We start from the raw sequence: 25390 nt of genomic DNA, 5'->3' as shown, positions 1-25390 counted from the left end.
CATGGACGGATATTTGCGATATTCTCATTTCAAAAATCCTTTAGTAACGATGTTCTTTTTACTAATTTTTGGCTACGTAGGAGCTCAAAAAATTAATGTAAAAGGTCAGGTTGTGGATGAAGAAAATAATCCCTTACCAGGAGCTAATGTAATAATTAAAGGTACAAGTACAGGTGTAGAAACAGATTTTGATGGTTTTTATGAAATAAAAGTAACTCCAAAAAGTACGATAATCTTCAGCTTTATTGGTTATAAGAGTAAAGAAGTTGTAATTAATACTTCAAACAATAACTTAAAAATAATCTTAAAGCCTCAAGCTAATATTTTAAATGAGGTAGTTGTTGTTGGATATGGTACACAACGTAAAAAAGAGATTACTGGTGCAGTTGCTAATGTAAAAGCAGAAAGTATTACGAAACTTGCTGTTCCAGATTTAGGAAGTGCATTACAAGGTAAAGTTGCAGGAGTTAATATTCAGGCTGCTAATGGTAGACCCGGACAGGCTGCAAACATTCAAATTAGAGGTTTAGGTTCAGTAAACCCAAATGCACTAGGACCACTTTATGTTGTTGATGGTGTTCCTTTCACAGACAACCCAAATATTGCGCCTGAACAAATTGAATCTATTGATATTTTAAAAGACGGTGCATCTGCTTCTGTATATGGAGTTAGAGCTTCTAACGGAGTAATTTTAATTACAACAAAAAAGGGAAAAAATGGAAGAATGAAGATTGATGTAAATGCTTACACAGGAATTCAAAACATTACTTCTGGAACTCCTTTAATGAATACTACGCAACAATTATTTGCAGAAGACACTAGATTAGATGCAATTGGACAAGAACCTCTTGTTTTCTTTTTTAATCCTAATGCGTTAGATTTTAATTCTGATTTTGTAGGTGACATTCAAAATAATAATGCTGTAATTCAAAGTGCTAGTTTAAACTTAAATGGTGGTACAGATAATCTTAAAATTAATTTAAACAGCTCTTATTTTGATCAAGAGGGTGTTATTATAAAATCTAGCTTTAGAAGAATTGCTAATAGATTAACTGCAGATTATAAGAAAGGAAAGTTTAGAGCTTTCGCATCTGTAGGTATAACACAAGAAGATACAGAAGAAGAACCTTTTGCTTTATACGAATTTGCTGTTGCACAAAACCCCTGGCAACCAAGTCTTAGTCAAGTTACTAGTGTCGGACAAAATACAGTATCTATTCCTGTAAGAAACGCAATTTTATTTAGTAATTTATCTCGAAATCTTACCAATATAGATGAGAGAGAAGTAAACGCAACAAATCTTGCGGCTAACTTTAGCTATGAAATAGTAAAAGGATTAGATTTAAAACTAAACTTAGGTAGAAATACTTGGGATTTTAGAAGAAAATGGTTCCGTCCTCAATATCGAGTGTTTGACTTTAGCGGTGAGTTAAATCCTACTGCATCAAGAGAAAATGCTCTTTTAGATCGATTTTCAATTTTCAATAAAAGAGAAACTATTGAAGGAATTTTAAATTATAAAACCAACTTTGGTAATCATAATTTAAATTTCACAGGTGTTATTTCTTACGAAGAACAAGAAAGTCAAGATATTGCTACAGGAGTAATTTTCGATGAAAATGCAAGTAACGATATTCAAGTTTTAAGTGCTGGTGCTGAAGCAACACGACCAAGAGAGGTAATTCAAAGAAACACCTTGGCGGGTAAATTATTAAGAGTTCAGTATAATTACGATGACCGTTATTTATTTTCTGCAAGTTATAGAAGAGATGGTTCTTCTAGGTTTGCACCTAAAAATAGATTTGGAAACTTCTTTGGTTTCTCTGCTGGATGGAACATTCATGAAGAGGATTTCTTTAAAGTTGATTTTATTAATAGCTTAAAACTTAGAGGTAGTTGGGCTGAAGTTGGAAATCAAAATATTCCAAATTATGCTTTTACTCCTGTGATAGAATCTGGTGTTAATTATCCTTTTGGACCAAATGAAAGTTTAAACTTTGGATTTTCACAAAGACGTTTTGTTGATGAAAATATTCGTTGGGAAACTACAATTTCAAAAAACATTGGTATAGATGCTACTTTCTTCGATAACAAACTTTCTTTTACTGCAGATTATTATGAAAACGGAAGAGAAGACATGCTATTAGAGCAACGACTTCCGCCTTCTTCAGGAACAGCACAACCTGGTGGTGGAGCTGGTATTTTTGATGTATTAGTTATTAATGCTGGTGATATGACCAATGAAGGTTTCGAGTTTGCTTTGTCTTATCGAGATGAAACTAAATTCGGATTAAAATATAATATCTCATCTACATTTACACGAAATAGAAATACTGTTACAAACTTAAACGGTATTCAAAGAGGTTTTGCCAATGGTAGACCAATTACATCTCAAGGTCCAAATATTGATTTTACTACTTTCTTAGCTGTTGGAAGAGAAGCTGGAGCTTTTTTCTTAGTTGAAAATGCTGGTGTTATAAAAACTCAAGAACAATTAGATGCTTATTTACCAATTGATAGTAGCGCTAGATTAGGAGATTTAATGTTTGTAGATCAAAACGGAGACAATGTTATTGATGATAACGATCGTGTTTATAAAGGTTCTGGTCAGACTGATTTTGAAGTTGGTTTAGACTTTAATTTTGAATACAAAAATTTTGATTTATACGTTCAAAACTTCTATTCTCAAGGTGCAGAAATTTACAACGGAGCAAAATTACACGCATACGGACAAGGAAGACATCGTGATTTATTTAACATGTGGTCTCCTCAAAATCCAAATTCAGATATTCCTACAGATAGAATTAGTGCTTTTCATAATAATGTTAGAGCTAGATCTGATTTCTTTTTAGAAGATGGAACGTATTGGAGAATTAGAAATATAACACTTGGTTACACCATACCTGGTTTAGAAACTTCAGGAATTGATAAAGCAAGAATCTATTTATCATCTGTTAACCCTTTTACATTTACCAGATATACAGGTTTCGATCCTGAAGTTGGTGGTGATGGTATTTTTACTAGAGGTGTTGATCGTGGAGATTACCCAGTTTCTCGTCAATTTTCTTTAGGTGTTCAGTTAAGTTTTTAAAAAATATTTATCATGAAAAAATTTAAAAAAACAAGTTTATTATCACTACTTATACTAGCGATTACTTTTGTAAGTTGTGATGAAGATGACTTCTTAAAAGAAGTAAATCCAAATGCTATTACAAGCGATACTTTCTGGCAAACTCAAGAACAATTTAATGCTGCTTTAACTACTGTTTATGGTGCTTTACAGTTTCAATCTGTAAGTGGTGGACTTTTACAACATCAAATGGTTAGAGGTGATATTGCTGGTACTGAACCTTGGTACAGACCATTACAATTTAGAAATTTAACTTTTAATGATGGAACTTTCTACGTTACTGATAAATGGAATGAATTATACATAGGTGTATTTAGAGCAAATCAAGTAATTAATGAATTACAATCTGCTGATTCTGCGGTAATGTTTGCTGATAATAGTAAAGTAGAAATTGAAGCTCAAGCTCGTTTCTTAAGAGCGTTCTTTTATTTTCAAATTGCACATACCTACGGACAAGGAATCATTCACACCACTGTTCCTGCTACTGGTGAGTTTAATAAAGACTTATCTTCTATGCAAGAAATCACAGAAACTGTTATTAAACCAGATTTAGAGTTCGCAAAAGCAAATTTACCTCAATCTTGGTCTGATGAAAATTTAGGTCGTGTTACTTGGGGAGCTGCTACATCTTTATTAGGTAAAGTGTATTTATATGAAGAAGACTGGGCTATGGCTGCTCAAAACTTCAGACAGGTTATCGATTCTGGAATCTACAGTTTAACTCCAGAAATTCTTGATAATTTTAGACATGATACTGAATTCAATTCAGAATCTATTTTCGAAGTTGTATACAACGACGAATTAGCTCCTGGTATTGGTGGTGGTGCCGTTGATGATTTTCCTGGTGGTGTTGGTGCAGAAGCTTCTACGTTAGCTAGTGCAACAGGACAATTAAGTTTTAATGCTTTTAATACATTATTAGCTTCTTACTACTTACACGAAATGTTGATTAATGATGAAATCGATCCTACAAGTCCTAAAAACGCTTCAGGAAATGTTCATTCTCAACGATTAACTGCAACTATTGCACCTAGAAATGGTGAAGGAAATTACTACAATGTTCCTTTTGGAGATAAACCAGGCTGGGGATTCGGTCAAAGTGCTTACATCAAAAAACACTCAAACTGGTATCATAAAGATAAAGAAGATGCTATTGAGTTTAGTGGTAGATCAGGAATAAACTTCAGACATATTAGACTTGCTGATGTGTACTTAATGTATGCCGAAGCGATCTTAGAATTAAACGGTGATGTAAATACTGCTATGCAATATATAGATATGATTAGATCTAGAGCTGGAGTAATTACTTTAAATCAATATTTAACAAACAACGGTGGAACTTTTCCGCAATTACACATAAGTAAACAAGTACATGGAACACTACCAATGGTTACTCCTACTGTAGAAACTGTAATGACGCATATACGTAGAGTTGAAAGACCTTCTGAATTATGTTTTGAAGGGCATCGTTGGAATGATTTAGTACGCTGGGGAATTGTTGCTGAAGTTTTTAGTGAACTAGCTGCGGATGAAGCATGGAGAGAAACAAATAAAGAAACAGTATTACAAATTAGTAATGGTGGTGTAGCACCTTTATTTATTGATGAAAGAATTAGACCAGATTTTATGGTTGCCAATAGTTCTTACAGTTCTAATCAACACGATTATTTACCTATTCCTACAGGAGAAGTTCAAGCGAACGGTAATCTTATAACGAATTAAAATACAATGAAAAAAATTAAACTTAAAAATATAATTCCTTTAATACTTATTTCTTTAACTGGAGCTTTATTGATTCAGTGTGATAAAGAAGAAACAGTATTAATTGAACCTAATCAAAGAGCTATTTTTACTTCTGAAATGGACTTTGATAATAGAGTAAATGTTAATCAAGATATTGATTTTGCTGATGCTTCTGCTGGTGTAGTTTCAAGAACTTGGACTTTCCCAGAAAATGTTGTTGACATTGATGGATCAGACAACGATCAAACTTCATCAAATAAAATTGTCAAAGCATTTTTTAATCAACCAGGAACTTATAATGTAACTTTAAATCAAACTTTTAAAGGTGATGTATTTGCAAATGGACAATCAACTGGTTCTAATGTAGCAGACACAACTATAGTTGTAAATGTGCTATCTGAAGTGAATATTGGGTTAACGGCTAATATCTTAAACGACGATGGTACTTTAGGAGCTCCTTTAGTTATTGCTGACAATGCAGAAAATGAAGTTATTGCTAGTAAAAAAGTGCGTTTTTCTTATACTGTTACTGGTGATCCTGATATTTTTGAATGGACATTCAACGGAGCTTCTCCTGATACTTTTGACGGTTCAGATGTTGAAGTTGATGTTACTTATAGAAGTTTAGGCGTTCATGATTTAAAATTTATAGCTCGTAGAGATAGACCTTCTGGTGGTGATACAATTTCAGTAAAGAATTTAATTAAAGTAATACCTTCTACAGAACCAGTAAATTTAATTTCTGTTAACGAAATTGATGGTAAAATTGGTTTAGAATTCAGTAGAGATATGGATCCAGCAAGTGCTGATGCTAGTCAGTTTAATGTAACTTTAGAAAATAACGGAGCTATTATTCCTGTAAATATTACTAATATTGATGTAGATAGTAATTTCCCTAACATTCTTGTACTTACGTTAAACGAAACAGTTTTTAGAGACGACGAAGTTACTGTGTCGTATACTCCTGGTACTTTAGCTACGACAGATAGAGTTAATGCCGATGCTATTCCTCAAACACCTGTTGGTTTCGACAGACTTGAAAACATGCTTGAATCGATTTTAGATTATAGTTTTGAAAACAGCACGAATATAAATGATGAATGGCCAGACAATATGTGGGGCGGAATGTGGGCAATGTACACTCGTGAAGCTTCATCAATAAGGGCAAAAACAGGTACAAATAGTTTATTAGTTGAATACCAAGCTAACGGTGGTATGATAATTAATAGTGGTCCTGCTACTGTACCAACCGAACAAGGTCAAACGTACGAATTAGGCTTTTGGATTTATGTAGAAAGTTTAGGAAACAGTGATCCTTCTCAGTTTTTACCAGAAATTAGATTCTTTGCAGATCCTCCTTTCCAAGAATTAGGAATTGTTTTCTTTGATAGTGCATTTCCAACAGGTCAATGGTTATATCAAAGCTTATTTTTCACAGCTAATAGTACAGAAGATGCTAAACTTCTGATTAGAGGATTTAATCAGTTTAATCCAGAACCTTTACGATTTTTTATCGACGATCTTACTTTAAGAAAAGTAAACTTACGTCCTTAAATCTATAAAATTATTGTTTTCATATTGTATTTAATTTTAACTACAAAATAAGTTGTTAAAAGGAATTTAAGTCTAAAACTTTTTAGGCTTAATTTCTTTTTAAGAGAAACTCAAATAAATTAATCAGCAAAAAAAAATAGCATTTACATGAAAAAAATTCTAGTAACTGGTGGCCTAGGTTTTATTGGTTCTCATACCGTTGTAGAACTTCAAAATGCAGGTTTCGAAGTAGTAATTATAGATAATCTATCTAATTCAAAAATTGAAGTTCTTGATAATATTCAAGAAATAACTAATAAAAAACCTGAATTCTTTAACATCGATTTACGTAACAAAAAAGATGTGAAACACTTTTTTAATACAAATTCAATTGATGGAATTATTCATTTTGCCGCTTCGAAAGCTGTGGGTGAAAGTGTAAATATACCTTTAGAGTATTATGAGAATAACATCAACTCATTGGTATATATACTTCAAGAAATGAAAAATCATAAAATTTCAAATTTTATTTTTAGCTCTTCATGCACTGTTTACGGACAAGCAGATGAACTTCCCATTACGGAAAACTCACCTATAAAACCAGCTGAATCGCCTTACGGAAACACAAAACAAATTGGCGAGGAAATTATACGTGATGCAAGTAAAGTGACTAATATAAATGCAATATCACTACGATATTTTAATCCCATTGGAGCGCATGAAAGTATTAAAATTGGTGAATTACCTATTGGAATTCCTCAAAATTTAATTCCGTATATAACACAAACTGCCATGGGAATTCGAAAAGAACTTTCTGTTTTTGGTGATGATTATAATACACCTGACGGAACAGCTATTCGAGATTACATTCATGTGGTAGATTTAGCAAAAGCTCATATTTCTGCATTAAAAAGACTTATTGATAAACGAAATAACGAAAGTTTTGAATTCTTTAATGTTGGTACAGGAAAAGGGAATTCTGTATTAGAAATTATACAAAAATTTGAAACTGCAACTAATGTTAAATTGAATTATAAAATTACAGACAGAAGAGCTGGCGATGTAACAGCTGCCTATGCCGATGTTTCTAAAATTCAAAAAGAATTGAGTTGGCAGAACGAAAAAACATTAACAGAAGCTCTTGTTTCTGCTTGGGAATGGCAGAAATCTGTGAAATAATGTATCTTCAAAAAATTCAAAAGCCTTACTTAATTAGTAAGGTTTTTTTATAAAAACTAAATATTTAGTCTTCTTATTTAGATCATAATTCATGAAGAATGTTTGTTATTTTAGCAATTCAATTCGAAATGAAAATGACTCAAAAATTACGTCCAATAATGCTAGTTGGAACTGGTTCAGATGTTGGTAAAAGTATGTTAGTTACTGGTATCTGTCGCATTTTAAAACAAAAAGGGTTTACTCCTGCTCCATTTAAAGCACAAAACATGTCTTTAAATAGCTTTGTGACTAAAGACGGATTAGAAATTGGACGTGCACAAGCAGTACAAGCAGAAGCAGCTGGAATTTCATGTACTACAGAAATGAATCCGGTTTTACTAAAACCTTCTGGAGCTAACAAATCTCAAGTCATTTTACACGGAAAACCAATTGGAGATCAAACTGCTCGTTCTTACTTTTTAGGAAATAATAAACAAGAGCTTTTTAAAGAAGTCAAAAAAGCTTTTGATACTCTTCAAGAACAATTTAATCCAGTAGTGTTAGAAGGCGCTGGAAGTATTAGCGAATTGAATTTAAAACACAGAGATATTGTAAATATGCGCATGGCTAAACATGCGAATGCTGATGTATATTTAGTTGCCGACATTGATCGTGGAGGTGTTTTTGCTAGTGTTTTTGGTAGCATTGTATTACTTGACGATGATGAAAGAAAACTGATTAAGGGAATCATTATTAATAAATTTAGAGGTGATATTTCTTTATTTGAGGAAGGAAAAAAAATGATTGAAGAACTCACTAATACTCCTGTATTAGGTGTTATTCCTTTTGCTAAAGATATATACATTGAAGAAGAAGACTCATTGGCTTTAGACACTAAAAATAAAGCTTTTACTTCTGGAAAAATTAATATTGCTGTGGTACTACTACCGTTTATTTCTAATTTTACTGACTTTAATAGATTAGAAAAAGATGAACGAGTACATTTATTTTATACTCGCACACCAGAAGATCTTAAAAAAGCAGATATTATTATAATTCCGGGAAGTAAAAACACAATTGCTGATATGCAATTTTTACGAAATGCTGAACTTGCTCAAGAAATCTTGAATGCATACGAACAAAATAAAAAAATTGTAGGTATCTGTGGTGGATTTCAAATGTTAGGCCGCTCGATTTCTGACCCTCATCATGTTGAAAACGAAATTCAAACTATACCTGGTTTAGGTATTATTCCTGCTGATACGATAATGGCTTCAGAAAAAACAACATTACAATGTAATTTTAAGTTTAAAGAATATTCTGATACTTGTACGGGTTACGAAATTCATATGGGAATTACCTCTTTTGAACATCAACAAAAACTAAATACTATTAATGATAATTCAGAAGGGTATTTTGATGAAAACTGTTGGGGAACTTACATTCATGGAATCTTTGATAACAGTGTAGTTATTGATGATCTTTTAAGTGATTTTGTCATTGAACAAAACACAACAACTTTCGACTACAAAAAATATAAGGAAGAAAACTACGATAAACTTGCGGTTCATTTAGAATCGAATTTAGACATGGATTACATCATTCGTCAAATGCATTCGTAACTTTTAAAATATGATAGAATACGGACACGGAGACGATACACATAAGTTCAACGGAATTGATTTTAAAGCAAATTTTAGTTCTAATGTATATAATTTAGGAGCCCACGTTGAGCTTAAAGAATATTTAAAAAAACAACTAGATCTAATAGAAAGTTATCCTGCTCCAAGCAGTGAAAATTTCATTCAATCACTAAGTAAACATCATAATATTTCTAATCAAAATTGCTTAGTAACTAATGGAGCAACTGAAGCTTTTTATTTAATCACTAATGCTTTTTACGGAAGTAGCGCTACTATTTGCACACCTTCTTTTTCTGAATACGAACAAGCTGGAAAAGCCAATAGTTTACAGTTAGAATTTATTGGTCGAAAATCTGTGCTCCAACATAAATTCACTACGAAACTATCTTTTATTTGTAATCCTAATAATCCTGATGGTTTTGAAAATACTAGTGAAGAAATTGCTGCTGTAGCAAAATCATATCCTGACACCTATTTTATTATCGACGAAGCCTATACAGAATTTACAAACAGTGCTATTTCTTGTATTGATTTGCTATCAGAATATCAAAATATTATCCTCGTAAAATCGTTAACAAAACTATTTTGTGTTCCTGGTTTACGTTTAGGTTATATACTTAGCTCCTCTCCTATTATTAATAAACTTTTACAACATAAAATGCCTTGGAATGTAAACAGTCTTGCTTTACAAGCTGGTGAATTCATTTTTAAAAACTATAACAAAATTCTACCTGATTTTAAATCGTATTTTTCTGATGCAATAACATTACAGAATGAGATAAATAAATTGAACGGCTTTGAAGTAATTCCAACAAATACAAGCTATTTTTTAATTCGCTTATCTCAACCTAAAGCTTCTGAATTAAAGTCATATCTGGTTAATTCTCACCAACTATTAATACGAAATGCTTCAAACTTCAGAACTTTAGACGAACACTATATTAGAATTGCTAGTCAAACCCCAGAAAAAAACGCCTTATTAATTAAAGCTTTACGCTCATGGAACAATTAATATTTTTACTTCCTTTAAGTATTGCTTATGTATTAGATTTAATCTTAGGTGACCCAAGATGGTTACCACATCCCATCCGTTTGTTTGGAAATTTAATTGCATTTGGAGAACGAAAATTGAATCAAGGTCAATCTCGATTTTCAAAAGGCATGTTGTTAACTTTAATACTTACTTCTGGTACATTTCTTTCATTTTACATCATTCAATTTCTATTAAAACCGTATCCCATTGTATATGTAATAGTTCAAAGTATATTTTTATTCTATGCTATTGCCAATAAAAGTTTGATTGAAGAAGGTAAAGCTGTATTTGATGAATTAGCTAAAGGCATTATACAAGGAAGAAAAAGATTATCGTGGATTGTAGGAAGAGATACTTCTCAACTGAATGAACAACAAATTAAAACAGCTGTTTTTGAAACTTTATCTGAAAACTTAAGTGATGGTGTAATTGCTCCATTATTTTTTTATGCAATACTGGGAGTTCCTGGTGCTATGTTATATAAAATGGTAAACACTTTAGATTCTATGATTGGCTACAAAAACGAACGTTATTTTTACTTTGGAAAATTTGCTGCGAAACTAGATGATGTCTTTAATTATATTCCATCAAGAATAACAGCAATGATTATGTTACTTGTTTCAGGAAAAATGAAGTACATATTCAGTATTTTTAAAGAAGGTAAAAAACATACGAGTCCAAATGCAGGATATCCTGAAGCTGCCTTAGCGTATATCATAAAATGTAGATTTGGAGGTCCGAATTATTATCACGGTAAACTCGTAGATAAACCGTTTATTGGAATACATGATCGTAAAATTGAAGATCACGAATTTTCTTCAGTAGCAAGAATAAATCATACTACTACATTTTTCTTTATTGTAGTAAGTGGATTGCTTTACTATTTTTGTTGTTGATATATGAAAAGATACATTATAACAGGAGCTCCAAGCACTGGAAAAACTACACTTATTAATTCATTACAAGAAAACGGACATACAGTTTTTGAAGAAGTATCTCGAAGAATTATAATTTCTGAACAACAAAAAAACAGTAATAAAACGCCTTGGGAAGATGTTTCTGGTTTCACAAAACTTGTTCATCAACAAACTATTAAAGAATTACATACACCTATTCTTCAACATGCTTTTGTAGATAGAGGCTTGGCAGATAATATCGCATATTTACAATTAAAAAAACAACCTGTTTCTGATGATTTTTTAGATTTCGATTATCAAAGTTTTTATCATAACACCGTCTTTTTTTGTCCACTTTGGAAAGAAATCTACACGCAAGACGAACAACGACTACAGTCTTTTGAAGAAGCTAAACAGCTACAAAACTTACTATTAAACATATATAATGATTTAGGTTTTAGCATTCTTGAAATTCCAAAAACAACTGTTCACAAACGCTTACATTTCATTAACACTTCGCTAAAATAAAAAGCTCTATTTTTACGATGGATTTTGGTTTTTTATGCGAATAAAAATTAAAAGGGAATTTGGTGTAAATCCAAAACTGTTCCCGCAACTGTAAAGTTCGTTTCAAAAAACATCAATGTGCCACTGCTTAACGATTAAGTGGGAAGGCGATATTTTTAGAACTAAGTCAGGAGACCTGCCAAAATTCATTAAATAATTAATAACTCTCGGGTAAAGAGTTGGAAAATTAACAACTACATTTTAAGTAGCATTTTCTACAAATTACCTGCCTAAAACTCTTTTTAAAATAATGAAAAGATTAGTATTGCGCAGCGTGTTTTTGTCATCTAAAAATCTAATGATTGATAATAACACTAAACATAAAACATTCTCATATTGTCAAAATCAAAAAATTGAATAAGATATGGGAAAAGATGTATCAAAAGCTACAACTACTTTCTTATTCTGTGACGGTGGTTCGTGTAAAAAAGCAAAAAGTGAAATGGCTGTTCGAGAAGCCAGAGCACATTTAAGAAATGAAGGACTATGGAACTCTACACACTCCATAAGAACACGATGTAATGGTCGTTGTGAAGATGCTCCTACTTGGATTGTTCAACCTGGAAATTACTGGTATAAAAACGTAACTCCAGAAAAAGCTGTTGAAATTATCGATGCTCATATCAATGAAGATAAACCTATCGATTCTTATCTTTTGTATAAAGATGGAGATGAAGCAATGGATTCAGATAATGAAAGAACTGTAAAACCAATTGTTTTTAATGAGAAAGAAGATAAAGATTATGGAAATGCATTAGTTGCGCGTTCTCCAGCATCAGATCAATTTCTATATCCTTTATTCAAAAAACTTTTTGAAACCTCATCTAATGTTCAAGTAAATTTTCCGAATGGAAATCAGCAAACAATTACACAATCACATCAAGTTACTTACACTGATGATTTTGATATTGTTATAGAAGGACCAGAAACGAATTTAAAATTAGCTATTGGTCCGATTACTAAAGCAATGGAAAATGATGTTACTCAAGAAATTAAAGATAGAAAAGTTGGTGTTGCAGAAGTTATTTGGAAGCAAAAAGATACTAATCACATAGCTCATATTCGTTTAAAGAATAGGAAAGGAAAATTTTTAGTATCATTGGACATTCCTAAAAATAATAGTACACTTTGGGAATATATTCTTAGTATTTACCTAAGTATGGATAGTAAAAACCCTAAAATAGTTTTACCTGTTGAACAATAAACAAATTAGCATATTAGGATGTGGATGGCTTGGTTTGCCTCTAGCAGAATTTTTAATCGATAAAGGTTATACCGTAAAAGGCTCTACAACATCGCAAACAAAGGAAGAAACACTTAAGGAGCGTAATATTATTCCTTTCGTATTTAAATTAGGTGAATCGTGTGATAAAACTTTGATGAATGATTTCTTTTCAGACAGTGAAGTAATTGTAATCAATTTTCCTCCAAAGCGTATTCCTAATATTTTCAATGTATATCAAGAACAAATCAAAGAAGTATTACCATATATAAAACCAGAACAAAAAGTAATTTTTATTAGTTCTACTTCTGTATATCAAAATACAAACGATTGGGTTACGGAAACCTTAGATAACAAACCTGAAAAAGAATCAGGAAAAGCCGTTTTAGCTGTTGAACAACTTTTACAATCGCGTCTAAAAAATAATCTTACTATTCTTCGTTTAGCTGGACTCGTTGGTTATGATAGAGTTCCAGGACGTTTTTTAGCAAAGAAAAAAGAAGTTGCAAATGGTAAAGCTCCAATTAATGTAATTCACCAAGATGATTGTATCGGATTAATTAATGCTATTATTTCTGAAAATGCTTGGGGAACTATAATTAATGGTTGTGCTGATGAACATCCGTTACGAGAAACTTTTTATACTTTGGCTGCTGAAAAAGAAGGATTAATTCCTCCTGAATTTAAAGCTTCTGATAGTATTGAATTTAAAAAAATATCAAATACAAAAAGTAAAACGTTACTAAAGTATAATTATAAATATCCAGATCCTTTAATTCTTGTTTCGTAAATGCAGAAGATTAATATTATAGGTGCCGGTCCTGGAGATCCAGAATTACTTACAGTTAAAGCTCATAAACTAATTACAGATGCCGATGTTATTTTACACGACAACTTAGTTTCTACACAAATTTTAGCTTTAAATACTGCTGCTGAAAAAATATATGTAGGTCGAAAATTTGGAGATAAATCAGATCAAATTAGTAGACAAGATCGTATTAATCAATTATTACACGAACATTATTTAGAAGGTAAAAAAGTAGTACGTTTAAAATCTGGCGATCCTTATATTTATGGTAGAGCTGCTGAAGAAGCTCGATATTTAGTACAACATGAATTACCGTTTGAAGTAGTTCCTGGCATTACTGCTTCAATTGCAGCTGCCAACACATTAAATATTCCAATTACAGAACGAAATCATTCAAATGCAATGCTTATCTGTACTGCTCATACTGCTGATTATTCTTTTGAACAGCTCAATGGAATTGCACACATGCTTAAAGCAGGAAATACGATTTCTATTTATATGGGATTAAAAAGCTTGCATAGAATCATTCCCAAACTTTTAGAAGTTTGTAAAGATGAAACGATTCCTGTAAACGCTATTTCAAACGTATCAAGAGAAAATCAACAAATTATTACAGGTACTTTAGGTAATATAGAAACTAAAATAGCCGAAAGTTCTATTCCTATGCCTGTAGTTTTTATTATTGGAGCTACTCCAATCTATTAAAACAAGACCAATGAAAGAAGGAATTTTATTATGCGGACATGGTTCTAGACGAGCGGCTGCCGTTACATCGTTTAAAAGATTAGTTACCGTTTTAAGGGAACGTTACGAAGATAAATATGAAGTTGATTATGGTTTTTTAGAGTTTAACCATCCGACTTATGAAGCTGCTGTAGAGCGTATGTATTTAAACGGTGTTCGTAAAATATATGCTTTACCTGTAATTTTATTTGCTGGATCGCATGCTAAAAATGATATTCCTTTTGAGCTAAATACATTACAAACTTACCACGATGACTTAACCATTTCTATGGCTAAACACATTGGTGTGAGTTCTTTTTTATTGGATTTATCAGTAAAACGTATCAAAGAAACGGAAGCAAAACTTCCTCCTGTAGACAGAAAAGATACTTGTTTAATTGTGGTCGGTAGAGGTACAACTGACCCTGATGCAAATAGTGATGTTGCCAAATTAATGAATATGCTTTGGGAAGGTTTAGGTTTTGGTTTTGCTACTGTTGGTTACAGTGGAACTGCTTATCCAAATATAAAAGAGAGTTTAGAATTAGTAAATAAATTAGGATTTAAACGTACAATCGTAATTCCGTTTTTCTTCTTTACTGGTGTATTATTAGAACGTATTTATGGAGCAGTTTCTGCTATGGACGAAAAATCTGAACATGAATATATTTATACTGATCCTTTTGGGACTGATGAATTAATTCTAAAAGCTTTTGATGAACGTTTAGATGAAGCTAAAAATGGTATTGCTAATATGAATTGCCAGATGTGCAAATACCGAAAACAAGTTGTTGGTTTTGAAGAATATTTAGGTCAGGAACAAATGGGACATCATTTAAATGTTAAAGGTATTTTATTTGAAGAAGATGAAAAACCTGGAGAAAAGAAAGGTGGCTTTGGGAATACAATTAAAAAGATTTTAGGGATTTAACAAACAAAAAAATTAATCTATATTCTCTATTTAATTCCCTCCTCTATTCAAATATTCGGTAGAGAAACTCTTAACATAGTCATCTTTAGAATTTGTAAATTCTTTAGCTACAGGTAAAATTCTCATATGAATTTCATCTACATCAATTGATTTATCATGAATTGAATTCCATTCATTTCTTGATGTCTGTTGAGTATTAGCAATAATTTCTCTCATTGAATTAAATCTTAATTTTTCATTTTCAGATTTAATTCCATCCAATAAAATATGTAATCTATCTTTGGAACGATGACTAAAGTTTCCTCTACCAACTGCGATTATAATTCGGATTTTATTTTCATCTGTTGCTATATAATATTCCTTTGTTAATTTATCTAACGCTTTATCTCCAATAATACTCAGAGCCCAATTTACCCTATCAACTACTGGATAAAAATTATCAAATAGTAAATTAAAAACATCATTAACAACGACTTCATTCGATTTTTTAAGAAAGTCTGAAAATTTATCTATCAAATGATAAATAGCAAAAAAGCGATTATGGTATTTACTATCTTTTAAAAGTTCAATTAGGGCATTAAAAATTTCTATGTTCAGTAACTCTTCTTTAACTTTAGAAATTACTTCATGTTTATCTTTATCTGATCCCTCTCTTAAAACTTTTTTTAATTCTTCTATGGTCATTCTTAAATTATGAACTCAACATTAATAATAAATTCCTATTTAACCAAAACCTACTCCACAATCCCTTCTCCTTCGAGATATAAATCTTCTAATTGTTGTTTAATTTCGTTTGAAGGCTCTTGCCACATACCTCGCTGAATTGCTTCTAATAAACGTTCACTCATATCTTTTAAAGCCCACGGATTGTTGTCTTTTATGAAAGCTTTATTTTTCTCGTCTAATAAATAACGTTCAGTGATACCTTCATACATAAAATCATCAATCAAGTTTGTAGTAGCATCATAAGCGAATAAATAATCTAACGTTGCCGCCATTTCAAAAGCCCCTTTATATCCATGACGCTGTACACCTGCAATCCATTTTGGATTTATCACTCTTGATCGATATACTTTTAACAATTCTTCTTTTAATGTTTTTACTTTTGGGGTTTCTGGTCGAGAATGATCTCCAAAATATACTTCAGCTTCACTTCCTTTTACATTAGCAACAGCATTTGCTAATCCGCCTTGAAATTGATAATAATCATCACTATCTAAAATATCGTGTTCTCTATTATCTTGATTATGCATTACTATTTGCATCGCTTGTAATCTGTTAGTAAATGATTCGTGAGCAGAAACACCTTTTTTAGAACTTCCGTAAGCATATCCACTCCAATTGATATATACTTTGGCTAAATCTTCTTGTGTATCCCAATTTTTCTCATCAATCACAGCTTGTAAACCTGCGCCATACGTACCTGGTTTAGATCCGAAAACTCTGTATAAAGCACGCTGTTTAGCTTCTTCTTGAGGTAAACCTTTAGTTTCCCAATCTTTCGTTTCTTCTAAAAATCGTTTACGAATCGGATTTTCCTCTAAAGATTCATCTAACTCAGCAACTCTAGCTACAGCAGTATTGAATAAATTAATTACATCAGGAAAAGCATCTCTAAAAAAACCAGAAATACGTAAGGTAACATCTACTCTTGGTCGTTGTAATTTCAGTAACGGAATTACTTCAAAATCGCTTACTCTTCTATTGGCATTTTTCCAAATTGGTTTTACTCCCATTAAGGCAAATGCTTGAGCAATATCATCTCCTCCTGTTCGCATTGTTGAGGTTCCCCAAACAGAAATCCCAATTGTTTCTGGATAATCTCCATGTTCTTGGATGTAACGATCTATAATTAGTTTTGCACTCTTTTCACCTAAACGAAAAGCAGTTTCGGTAGGAATTGTTCGAACATCAACTGAATAAAAATTACGACCTGTTGGTAATAAATCTACACGTCCTCTTGTTGGAGCTCCTGACGGACCAGAAGGAACATACGCTCCGTTCAATCCTTCTAATAAATTTGTAATTTCTTCAGTTGTATTGTGTACAGCAACTAAGGTTTTATGTTTTATCAGTTCTAAAACTTCATTTAATTTTGGATAAACTTCAGATAAAATATTTTCATCTAAAAATTGTATCAATTGTTGTTTTGCTATAGATTCTAATTGCTCAACAACTTGACCTACAGTTTTACAATCTTTTTCTCCAATCTTTATTTCTAATTTTTCAGCATAATCTAATGCTAAAATATTTTGTTCAATTCCAAGATCTTCTGCTAAAACTTGTGTAATTCCTTTTTGCTCATAAGTTGGCATTCTGTGTAAAGCAATTAATAAATCAATTAATTGTTCATCTACAGGAGCTTTTCCGAAAATATGCAAGCCATCTCGAATTTGTGCTTCTTTAAGTTCACATAAATATCCATCTAATTTTACCAATAGTTCATCTACATCATCCGAAGTAATTCCTAAATCAACATTCAATTTTGTTTCTTTGACCAAATTGGCAATTTCATCTTCTAAAGCTTTTGATCTTTTCGGATCCAAATTTGAAGCTTCATAATATTCATCAACTAAATGCTCTAGTTTCATTAAACTTCCGTAACTCTCAGCTCGAGTCATCGGCGGAATTAAATGATCTATAATTACCGCTTGATTTCTTCGTTTTGCTTGTGTTCCTTCTCCTGGATCGTTGATGATAAAGGGATAAAAATGTGGTAATGCATCGAATAACATCGCTGGAAAACAAGTTTCTGGATCTAAAGACACACTTTTACCTGGTAACCATTCTAAGTTTCCATGTTTTCCTAAATGAATTACAGCATCTGCCCGATATGTATCTTGTAACCAGAAATAATAAGCCAAATATTGATATGTTGGCGCTAAATCTGGAGAGTGATAAATTGCTTGCGGATCTTGATTATAACCTCTGGAAGGTTGAATACTCACAAAAACATCTCCTAATAAAAATCCAGAAACGATAAAGCCTTCTTCTGTGAAATAAGGATCATTATCTGGAGTTCCCCATTGTTCTATAATCTTTTCTTGTAACGTTTTTGAAATAGTATCAAATCGTTTTTTAAAATCAGATAAACTATATAATATTGCATGAGGACGAGTTTGCGTTGTACTAATATCATTGGTTGTAACTTGTGTAATCCAATGCATTAATTCTGTTCCTGATTGCGGTAGTTGTTCTCCTAAATTATAATTTGCTTCTTGTAATGCGTTTAATAAAACGGTACAACTTGCTGGCGTATCTAATCCTACTCCATTAGCCAATCGACTATCTTTATTGGGATAGTTAGGTAAAATAACAGCTACTCGTTTTTCTTCATTTTTCTTTTCTTGTAATTTAATCCAGTTTTTTGCCAATCGTGCCATGAATTCACAAGCTGGTTGGTGAGCTTCATATTTTACAATTGTACTATCGGTAAGTTCGTCTTTTTGAACTTCTTTTTTAAAAGATACTGCTCTACCTATAATTCTTCCATCAATTTCTGGTAAAGCTACATTCATAGCAATATCAGTTGGCGGTAGACCAAACATACCTTCTTCCCAAACTGTTTTATTTGTTGTGGAAAAAATAGCTTGTAAAACAGGGATTCCTAATCTATCAAAAATAAAATCAGTAATATCTGAAGATTTAATTGTAAATCCTGTTGTATTAATTATGGCTGATATTTTTCTAGTACCTGAATTCGTCATTAGTTTTTCAAGATTCACCAATGTATCAGGATCTCTCAGATTATTTGCAAAGGCTACAACAGACTGTATTCCTTGATCTAATAGAGATCGACTTAAAACTTCTAAAGGTTCTAAGTTATTTGCTAAGAAATGCGTTCTATATGCTAATAAAATTGTTGTTGGTTGACTATGATCTACACTTGAATCTAATTCTTCTTGTGTAACAACTCCGTTTTCAAACGTATATAAGAACAAGTCGTCTATTTGTTCAGCTGTAGCTACCTTAACAGTTTGATTGAAAAAATTCTTTCGGATATAATTCAAAAAGTTAATCGCATTTGCTTTTCCTCCCTGTTGTAAATATTGTCTACAATGATGTACTGTTTGTAATGGTACAGAAGACAACTTCATCAATTCGTAATCTGGCTCATGAGCAGGAATAAAAAGTAACACACAATTGGTTTCTTCTTGCAGTTCAACTAACGATTCTACTAAATATTTATAATAGCTTATTCCTCCTAAAAGACTACAAACAATAACTTTTGCTTTTTCTAAAACGTCTTCTACATAATTATCTATCGTCAATTCTTGTTTTAGATATACCAAATTGGTCATGCGTAAACTTGGCAGTGTATCACTTTCTTGAGTATAAAGTGTTTTATAGGCTTCATTTACCGTGTGTATTTCGGTATCGCCTGCACTTAAAAAAACAATATCACCTGGTTTTTGTTCAATGTAAAAAACTCCATCATCATCTGGATTCCAACCTCCAGGTATTGTTGCTATTAAATGCATAATTTTCTATTTTTTGGTAAACCAATTAAAGTTTCCTGCTCCCCAATACAAATGAATATAACTTGCCATCACATTTTTGTATGAAAATACTTTAGTTGCTATTTCTCTTTTTCTTGCTGTATAAACTTTTGCTATTGAATCGTATTTATCATGAATCATTGAGGAATAATGAAATTCGTGTCCCCAAATCGTTTCGTCTTCAAAAACAACTTTTCTATATCCTAAATGTAATTTCTTTTGTTCCATTGTTGTACTAAAATCAAAAACTCCCACCATGTTAAAAGCAATTCCATCAGCATTAATAATTTGATTTCCTAAGTACATCATTCCTCCACATTCTGCTAAAATCTTAATTCCATCTTCAGCTGCGTTTTTAATAGCTGTTTTCATTTCAGCATTCGAACTTAATTGTTCTAAATATAATTCTGGATAACCTCCCGCTAAATAAATAATATCAGCTTCAGGTAATTTTGTATCGTGGATTGGACTAAAAAATGTTACATCACCTAACTGCTTTAAATAAGCTAAGTTTTCGACATAAGTAAATGTGAACGCTTCATCTTTAGCTACAGCTATTTTTAAATTCTTTTTTTCTGAAAGATTTACTTGTTTTGTTATACTTTGAACTGAAGCTTTTTTAATCGAAGTCGCAACATTTAAAAGTTCATTTATATTAGCATGTGTACCGATATGACTTGCTGCGTTTTCTATTAACTCTTCGTATTTATCTTCAATATGTAAACCTAAATGTCTAGAAGGCATTTTAATATCGTCGTTTGGAGGAATATATCCTAAAGAAGGAATTCCGACGGTTTCGCAAGCTTCCTTTAAAAACGCATAATGTGATTCTGTTTTCACAAAATTGAACAAAACTCCTGCTATTTTAACTTCAGGATCAAACGTTTTTAATCCATGTAAAATAGGAGCAATTGTATACGCCATTGCTTTAGCATTCACCACTAAAATAACTGGAATATTAAGTTTTTTTGCCAATTCAGCTGAACTTCCTTGATCTTTAACTGCTCCATCAAACAATCCCATTACGCCTTCTACAATAGAAATATCAGCTTCATTAGTATATTTTGTGAATACTTCTTGAATGTATGTATCTGACATTAATACACTATCTAAGTTGATACTAGGTCTTTTAGCTGCTCTAGAATGATGAATTATATCTATATAATCTGGTCCGCATTTAAAAGTTTGTACTTTATAGTTCTTATTACTAAAGTAACGTGCTAAACCAAGTGTTATCGTTGTTTTTCCAGAATTGCTCCAAGGAGCTGCTATTAAAAATGCCTTTGCCATAATTATAATGATGAAAAAGGTACGTATCGTAAATTTAAAATTTCTGCCAAACGTTTTGCTCTACCTAATTTCACAAAACCATTTTCTGTATCTACGATGGTGGTATTTGATAATTTAGACAAATACATTTTGTAATTTTTCACAGCAAAATCAAATGGATTTTCGTGTCCTGTATTAATCTTTCCATCTGTTAACACAAATAGTTGTACGGTTTTAGTATTTATTGACTTCAATAACTCAAATACTTTTAAAAAAGCACTTCCTAAGTTTGTTTTGCCTCCAGCTCTTAATTGATAACTGGCTTCATGTATTCGCTTACTATCTGCAGTAAAATATTGTAAAATTTTTGCTGATGAATTTTCTAAAACTACAATAGCGTATTCAATCTTTTTTGCTGGATAAGAAACTATTGTTTTTTGAACAATTCCTTTAATATATCCTAATTGCTTATCAATTGCCATAGAAGCACTGGTATCTAATAAAAAAATAATTTTAGCTGATGCTTTTTCAGTAATTTGTTGATATATCTTAGTAAACTCCTGTGTTACAATGTAGTTTTTAATTGTTTTTACTATAGCAATACGATCTGCTTCTTTAGCTATATATGGACTCTTTATGAGTTCATTATTTGTTGGTAGTGCTACTACTTTTTTTTTTGAGGCTTGAGGAATAGAAAATTGTAATCCGTTTTTAATTTGTTCTGGAAGTTGAAACGAATTTGCCCTTTGTTGAGTTTCTGTTTTTTCTTTCTTCTCTTCTTCTTTTGAATTTTGCTCAGTTGAATTCTCTTTTTCATTTGGCGGAGTAAAATCACTACTCCTATGCGATAAAACAAAAGGTGCTATTTTATATAACATTGCTTCTGTCGTTTCGCTTTCTCCTAATAAAGCGGCATAAGCTCTAGTAGTTTTTAACAAAAGTATATCTGCTCTTAATCCTTCTACATTGGCATCAACAGTTAATTTAGCTGCTTCGTTTTGTACTTTTTCTGATAATACTACGTCTACTAATTTATTTTTTGCTGAAAGAATTTCTGCTTTTAATACTGATTCTTCTTCTTTTAGTGTTTCATAAAACTCAGACGAGTTGGTATCGAAATTTAAACGTTGTAATGCTATTTTTTTTCGAAGCGTAATATCTTTCGGTGTTGTTATAGCAACGCTTAATCCGAATCTATCTTTCAGTTGTGGTCGTAATTCTCCTTCTTCAGGATTCATAGTACCAACTAAACAAAATCTGCTGTCTAACCATTCAGAGATTCCTTCTCTTTCTAAATGATATCCACCAGATGCAGCAGCATCTAATAACACATCCATTAAATAGTCATTCAACAAATTGATTTCATCTATATATAAGAATCCTTGATGTGATTTTGCTAATAAACCTTTATCTACAATAGTCTTTTTCTGATTAATAAGTGCTTCTAAATTTACACTTCCTAATACTCGATCTTCAGTTGCGCCAATAGGTAAGTTTACAAACGGAAAATCTTCTCCCATTAATTGACTTAATGCTCTAACTGTAGTTGTTTTTCCGGTTCCTTTATCTCCAGTAGCTAAAACTCCTCCAATAGTTGGATCTATTAGATTCAGTAGCAAGCATAATTTAAAATCATCTTGACCGACAATTGCTGTAAATGGAAAATTGATTTTGTTTTGCATGCTAACCTAATAAAGTTTTATACACCCAAATAACACCAACAATTATTGATATAATTCCTATTGATGCATTTAACCATTTAAAAATTGACATGTTACGTTCTATAAATCTACTCATCGTAAAAATAAGTACATAACTATAAGCAGCCATGGCAAAAATAACTCCCAAAGATTCTATAACTAAAATCCAAATAGCTTCTGTTATTGTACTTGCACTAATTACCAAAGCAGATGTTAATGCTCCACCTGTACCTGCTAGACCATGTAACATACCAATCCAAAAAGATCTATTAATTGGATTCATTGCTATTTCCTCTCCAGATTTCCCATGCAAGTGAATCATATTATTCGGATCATGTTCGTGTTCTTCGATCTTTTTATGATCCGACATCATATCTTTTAATTTATGATTTCTTCTGATTGCTGTAATTCCTAACCAAATCATAATTGGTCCGACTGCTAATTCAGCAAAATATGAGATATCCTCGATAAATGATAATAATACCGATCTGAATAATAATGCTATTCCTCCGAAAAGTAATAAAGTAACAGAATGTCCAAAAGCCCATTGTGAAGCTGTAAAAACAGTTTTTAAAGTTACTTTTTTCTTATTGATTGCGTTTTCCGCTGCTAATACTGAAACTGCAGAAACATGATCGGGTTCAAAAGAATGTAAAACTCCTGCGATTAATGGACGTGTAAAGTTTAAAAAACTCATACTTTTTTATAGGATATAACTTGGTTGTTGTTGTTTATTAAATACAAATTCAATGTCACATTCGGCGCTATTTTATAACAATGCTCGTAACATTTTTGAAGTAACATTTGATAAAAAGGTTCTTCTGCATCAAAAGTAAAGATTTCTTGTAACCTACCTGCCATATTTAATGCTAAAACCTTACTTGAAATTTCTTCATTATAACCAGAATCTAATGCTAGTTTGTAAATAAAATTTTTATCCCAAGTTGTTTTGTTACTATGTGTGTTTGTATGACCTTTAGCTAACTTAGATGCTTTACCTAGCATGATTCCCATATTCACAACTTTTATAGCTTTCTCTTTGTGAATTTTCTCAAAAGTTTCTTGAATCCAATTTCCATAATGAATACAAGCTACTTCAGGAAAATCAGGAAAAATACTTCGAAGTGCTTTTTCACTTCTTGCTCCAGAATTAATTAATAATTGAGTTTCATTATTCGCCAAGGCAACATCTATTCCTTGTTGAATACTCGCTATGTATGAAGCAGCTGAAAATGGAGTTACGATACCTGAAGTTCCTAAAATAGAAATTCCATGTAAAATTCCTAAACGGCTATTTAAAGTTCTCTTCGCTAGCTTTTCTCCGTCTTTTACAGAAATTTCAATAGTGACTCCTTTATCAGTAAGATTATAATCTGATAACATTTTATGACAAACTGTAGTCATCATTTTTCTAGGAACAGGATTAATTGCTGGTTCTCCGACAGCAATTTCTAATCCTGGTAAAGTTACCAAACCAACACCTTCTCCCCTTTTAAAAATAATTTCTTTTGTTGTATTGAATGAAACACTAGCTGTAATTTCTGCTAGATGTGTAACATCAGGATCGTCACCTGCATCTTTAATGGTTGTGATTGCGCTCTTATCTTCAGAAATGATAGCATCTTTTAAGTAAAATGTTGCAGTTTCTCCTACAGGAAGCATTACTGAAACTTTTTCCTGTTTCTTTTGAGAGATTAAACCTAATAAAGCTCCTTTTACACAAGCTGTAGCACAAGCTCCTGTTGTATATCCTTTACGAAGAGGTTTATCGGGTATTTCTTGTAAATCACTCAATATATACTATAATCTTTTGATGTAATTCTTCAATAGAATTCGTACAAAGATACCTATTTGACAACAAAGGCTTTTTTAAAATAACTATTGGGATTTGAGTTTCTAGTGCGGCTGAAATTTTTTGATCTAGCTTTCCATTAACTCCGCTTTCCTTAGTAAAAATAGCTTTCGGAGCTAACTCTTTGTATAACAAAATCTCTTCTTTTACATGTTGAGGATAACCATATAACAACTGTTCTGATGGAAAATTGGCTTGTTCTGCAATAGCTCGTGAACTATCTCTGTCTAAAATTCGAAACCAAGTTGTATTCGATTTCCAATATGAAGTTAATTTATGTATAGTTTGCACTCCTGAAAGTGCCAATAAAGAATTATATTTTTTCTGTTGAAAAATTGTTATTGCTTCTTCAAAAGAATCTACATAAGTTACCAATTCATGATTGATTCTTTTTGTAAATTCTCGTTCAAATCGAATTATCGGAATTGTTATTTCAATAGCAGCAACAGTTTGGTGTAAAACTTCAGCAAAAGGATGCGAAGCATTAACAATACATTTGACTTTATTTGTAATACAAAATTGTTCTAATTCATGCTTTGTTAATGCTCCGTATATCGGAATTCCTTTACCTTGAAATGACACTTCAGTTTTGGTTGAATAGTAATACGGAATATGAGCTTCATCTAAAAATGATGCTACTTGCTTACCTTCTGTTGTTCCACCAAAAACTAGTATCATATTAA

At 31.7% G+C, this 25390-nt stretch carries 19 protein-coding genes and 1 riboswitch; of the genes, 12 read left to right on the top strand and 7 right to left on the bottom strand.

Annotated elements, in window-relative coordinates; all coding sequences use genetic code 11:
• The first annotated feature begins 1 nt into the window (after position 1).
• From Q1A15_RS13780 to Q1A15_RS13725, 12 genes are all read left to right on the top strand, one after another.
• Entirely contained in the window at positions 2 to 3091 is a 3090-nt protein-coding gene (locus Q1A15_RS13780; protein WP_299624933.1) for a TonB-dependent receptor, read from the top strand.
• A gap of 12 nt (positions 3092 to 3103) precedes the next feature.
• Positions 3104 to 4852, top strand: a complete 1749-nt coding sequence (locus Q1A15_RS13775) for a RagB/SusD family nutrient uptake outer membrane protein (RefSeq protein ID WP_299624930.1) — start codon at positions 3104 to 3106, stop codon at positions 4850 to 4852.
• A gap of 6 nt (positions 4853 to 4858) precedes the next feature.
• Entirely contained in the window at positions 4859 to 6427 is a 1569-nt protein-coding gene (locus tag Q1A15_RS13770; RefSeq protein ID WP_299624928.1) for a PKD domain-containing protein, read from the top strand.
• Between the two features lie 147 nt (positions 6428 to 6574).
• Positions 6575 to 7585: a UDP-glucose 4-epimerase GalE gene (gene galE / locus Q1A15_RS13765; RefSeq protein WP_299624925.1), complete on the top strand. Its 1011-nt coding sequence runs from the start codon at positions 6575 to 6577 to the stop codon at positions 7583 to 7585.
• A gap of 98 nt (positions 7586 to 7683) precedes the next feature.
• Positions 7684 to 9186: a cobyric acid synthase gene (locus Q1A15_RS13760; RefSeq protein ID WP_299624922.1), complete on the top strand. Its 1503-nt coding sequence runs from the start codon at positions 7684 to 7686 to the stop codon at positions 9184 to 9186.
• Positions 9187 to 9196: 10 nt separating this feature from the next.
• The gene (locus Q1A15_RS13755; RefSeq protein WP_299624919.1) at positions 9197 to 10219 is read left to right on the top strand and encodes a histidinol-phosphate transaminase; all 1023 of its coding nucleotides are present in this window, start codon (positions 9197 to 9199) and stop codon (positions 10217 to 10219) included.
• Complete coding sequence (gene cbiB, locus Q1A15_RS13750; protein WP_299624916.1) at positions 10207 to 11136, top strand: adenosylcobinamide-phosphate synthase CbiB; 930 nt, start codon at positions 10207 to 10209, stop codon at positions 11134 to 11136. Before Q1A15_RS13755 ends, cbiB begins: the two co-directional genes overlap by 13 nt.
• Positions 11137 to 11139: 3 nt before the next feature.
• Positions 11140 to 11664, top strand: a complete 525-nt coding sequence (locus Q1A15_RS13745; RefSeq protein WP_299624913.1) for an AAA family ATPase — start codon at positions 11140 to 11142, stop codon at positions 11662 to 11664.
• Positions 11665 to 11672: 8 nt separating this feature from the next.
• Positions 11673 to 11862: riboswitch (cobalamin riboswitch) on the top strand.
• Between the two features lie 205 nt (positions 11863 to 12067).
• Positions 12068 to 12907, top strand: a complete 840-nt coding sequence (locus Q1A15_RS13740; protein WP_299624910.1) for a (2Fe-2S) ferredoxin domain-containing protein — start codon at positions 12068 to 12070, stop codon at positions 12905 to 12907.
• A complete protein-coding gene (locus Q1A15_RS13735; protein WP_299624907.1) occupies positions 12897 to 13715 on the top strand; it encodes an SDR family oxidoreductase in 819 nt (272 codons plus the stop codon). Before Q1A15_RS13740 ends, Q1A15_RS13735 begins: the two co-directional genes overlap by 11 nt.
• The gene (gene cobA / locus Q1A15_RS13730) at positions 13716 to 14438 is read left to right on the top strand and encodes a uroporphyrinogen-III C-methyltransferase (RefSeq protein WP_299624904.1); all 723 of its coding nucleotides are present in this window, start codon (positions 13716 to 13718) and stop codon (positions 14436 to 14438) included. It begins immediately after the preceding gene.
• A gap of 10 nt (positions 14439 to 14448) precedes the next feature.
• Positions 14449 to 15387 carry a sirohydrochlorin chelatase gene (locus tag Q1A15_RS13725; protein WP_299624901.1) on the top strand — a complete coding sequence of 313 codons (939 nt, stop codon included), beginning with the start codon at positions 14449 to 14451 and terminating at the stop codon, positions 15385 to 15387.
• A gap of 30 nt (positions 15388 to 15417) precedes the next feature.
• On the opposite strand, the gene Q1A15_RS13720 is transcribed toward Q1A15_RS13725, so the two are convergent.
• The 7 genes from Q1A15_RS13720 to Q1A15_RS13690 are packed head-to-tail and all read right to left on the bottom strand — an operon-like array spanning position 15418 to position 25385.
• Positions 15418 to 16071, bottom strand: a complete 654-nt coding sequence (locus Q1A15_RS13720) for a hypothetical protein (protein ID WP_299624898.1) — start codon at positions 16069 to 16071, stop codon at positions 15418 to 15420.
• A 50-nt stretch (positions 16072 to 16121) separates the two neighbouring features.
• Positions 16122 to 19868, bottom strand: a complete 3747-nt coding sequence (cobN, locus tag Q1A15_RS13715) for a cobaltochelatase subunit CobN (RefSeq protein ID WP_299624895.1) — start codon at positions 19866 to 19868, stop codon at positions 16122 to 16124.
• A gap of 6 nt (positions 19869 to 19874) precedes the next feature.
• The gene (locus Q1A15_RS13710; RefSeq protein WP_299624892.1) at positions 19875 to 21176 is read right to left on the bottom strand and encodes a cobyrinate a,c-diamide synthase; all 1302 of its coding nucleotides are present in this window, start codon (positions 21174 to 21176) and stop codon (positions 19875 to 19877) included.
• 2 nt (positions 21177 to 21178) lie between these two features.
• Positions 21179 to 22837: an AAA family ATPase gene (locus tag Q1A15_RS13705; protein WP_299624888.1), complete on the bottom strand. Its 1659-nt coding sequence runs from the start codon at positions 22835 to 22837 to the stop codon at positions 21179 to 21181.
• A 1-nt stretch (position 22838) separates the two neighbouring features.
• Positions 22839 to 23552: a hypothetical protein gene (locus Q1A15_RS13700; RefSeq protein WP_299624885.1), complete on the bottom strand. Its 714-nt coding sequence runs from the start codon at positions 23550 to 23552 to the stop codon at positions 22839 to 22841.
• Positions 23549 to 24649 carry a cobalt-precorrin-5B (C(1))-methyltransferase gene (locus tag Q1A15_RS13695; RefSeq protein ID WP_299624882.1) on the bottom strand — a complete coding sequence of 367 codons (1101 nt, stop codon included), beginning with the start codon at positions 24647 to 24649 and terminating at the stop codon, positions 23549 to 23551. The genes Q1A15_RS13700 and Q1A15_RS13695 overlap by 4 nt, the downstream gene beginning before the upstream one ends.
• The gene (locus Q1A15_RS13690) at positions 24642 to 25385 is read right to left on the bottom strand and encodes a precorrin-6A/cobalt-precorrin-6A reductase (protein ID WP_299624879.1); all 744 of its coding nucleotides are present in this window, start codon (positions 25383 to 25385) and stop codon (positions 24642 to 24644) included. Before Q1A15_RS13690 ends, Q1A15_RS13695 begins: the two co-directional genes overlap by 8 nt.
• Positions 25386 to 25390: the final 5 nt, after the last annotated feature.

The sequence above is a fragment of the uncultured Tenacibaculum sp. genome (assembly GCF_947495995.1).
In the GTDB taxonomy this organism is placed as follows: domain Bacteria; phylum Bacteroidota; class Bacteroidia; order Flavobacteriales; family Flavobacteriaceae; genus Polaribacter.
Note: the sequence above shows the minus strand (reverse complement) of the source record. Positions and strands in the feature narration are given on the sequence as shown.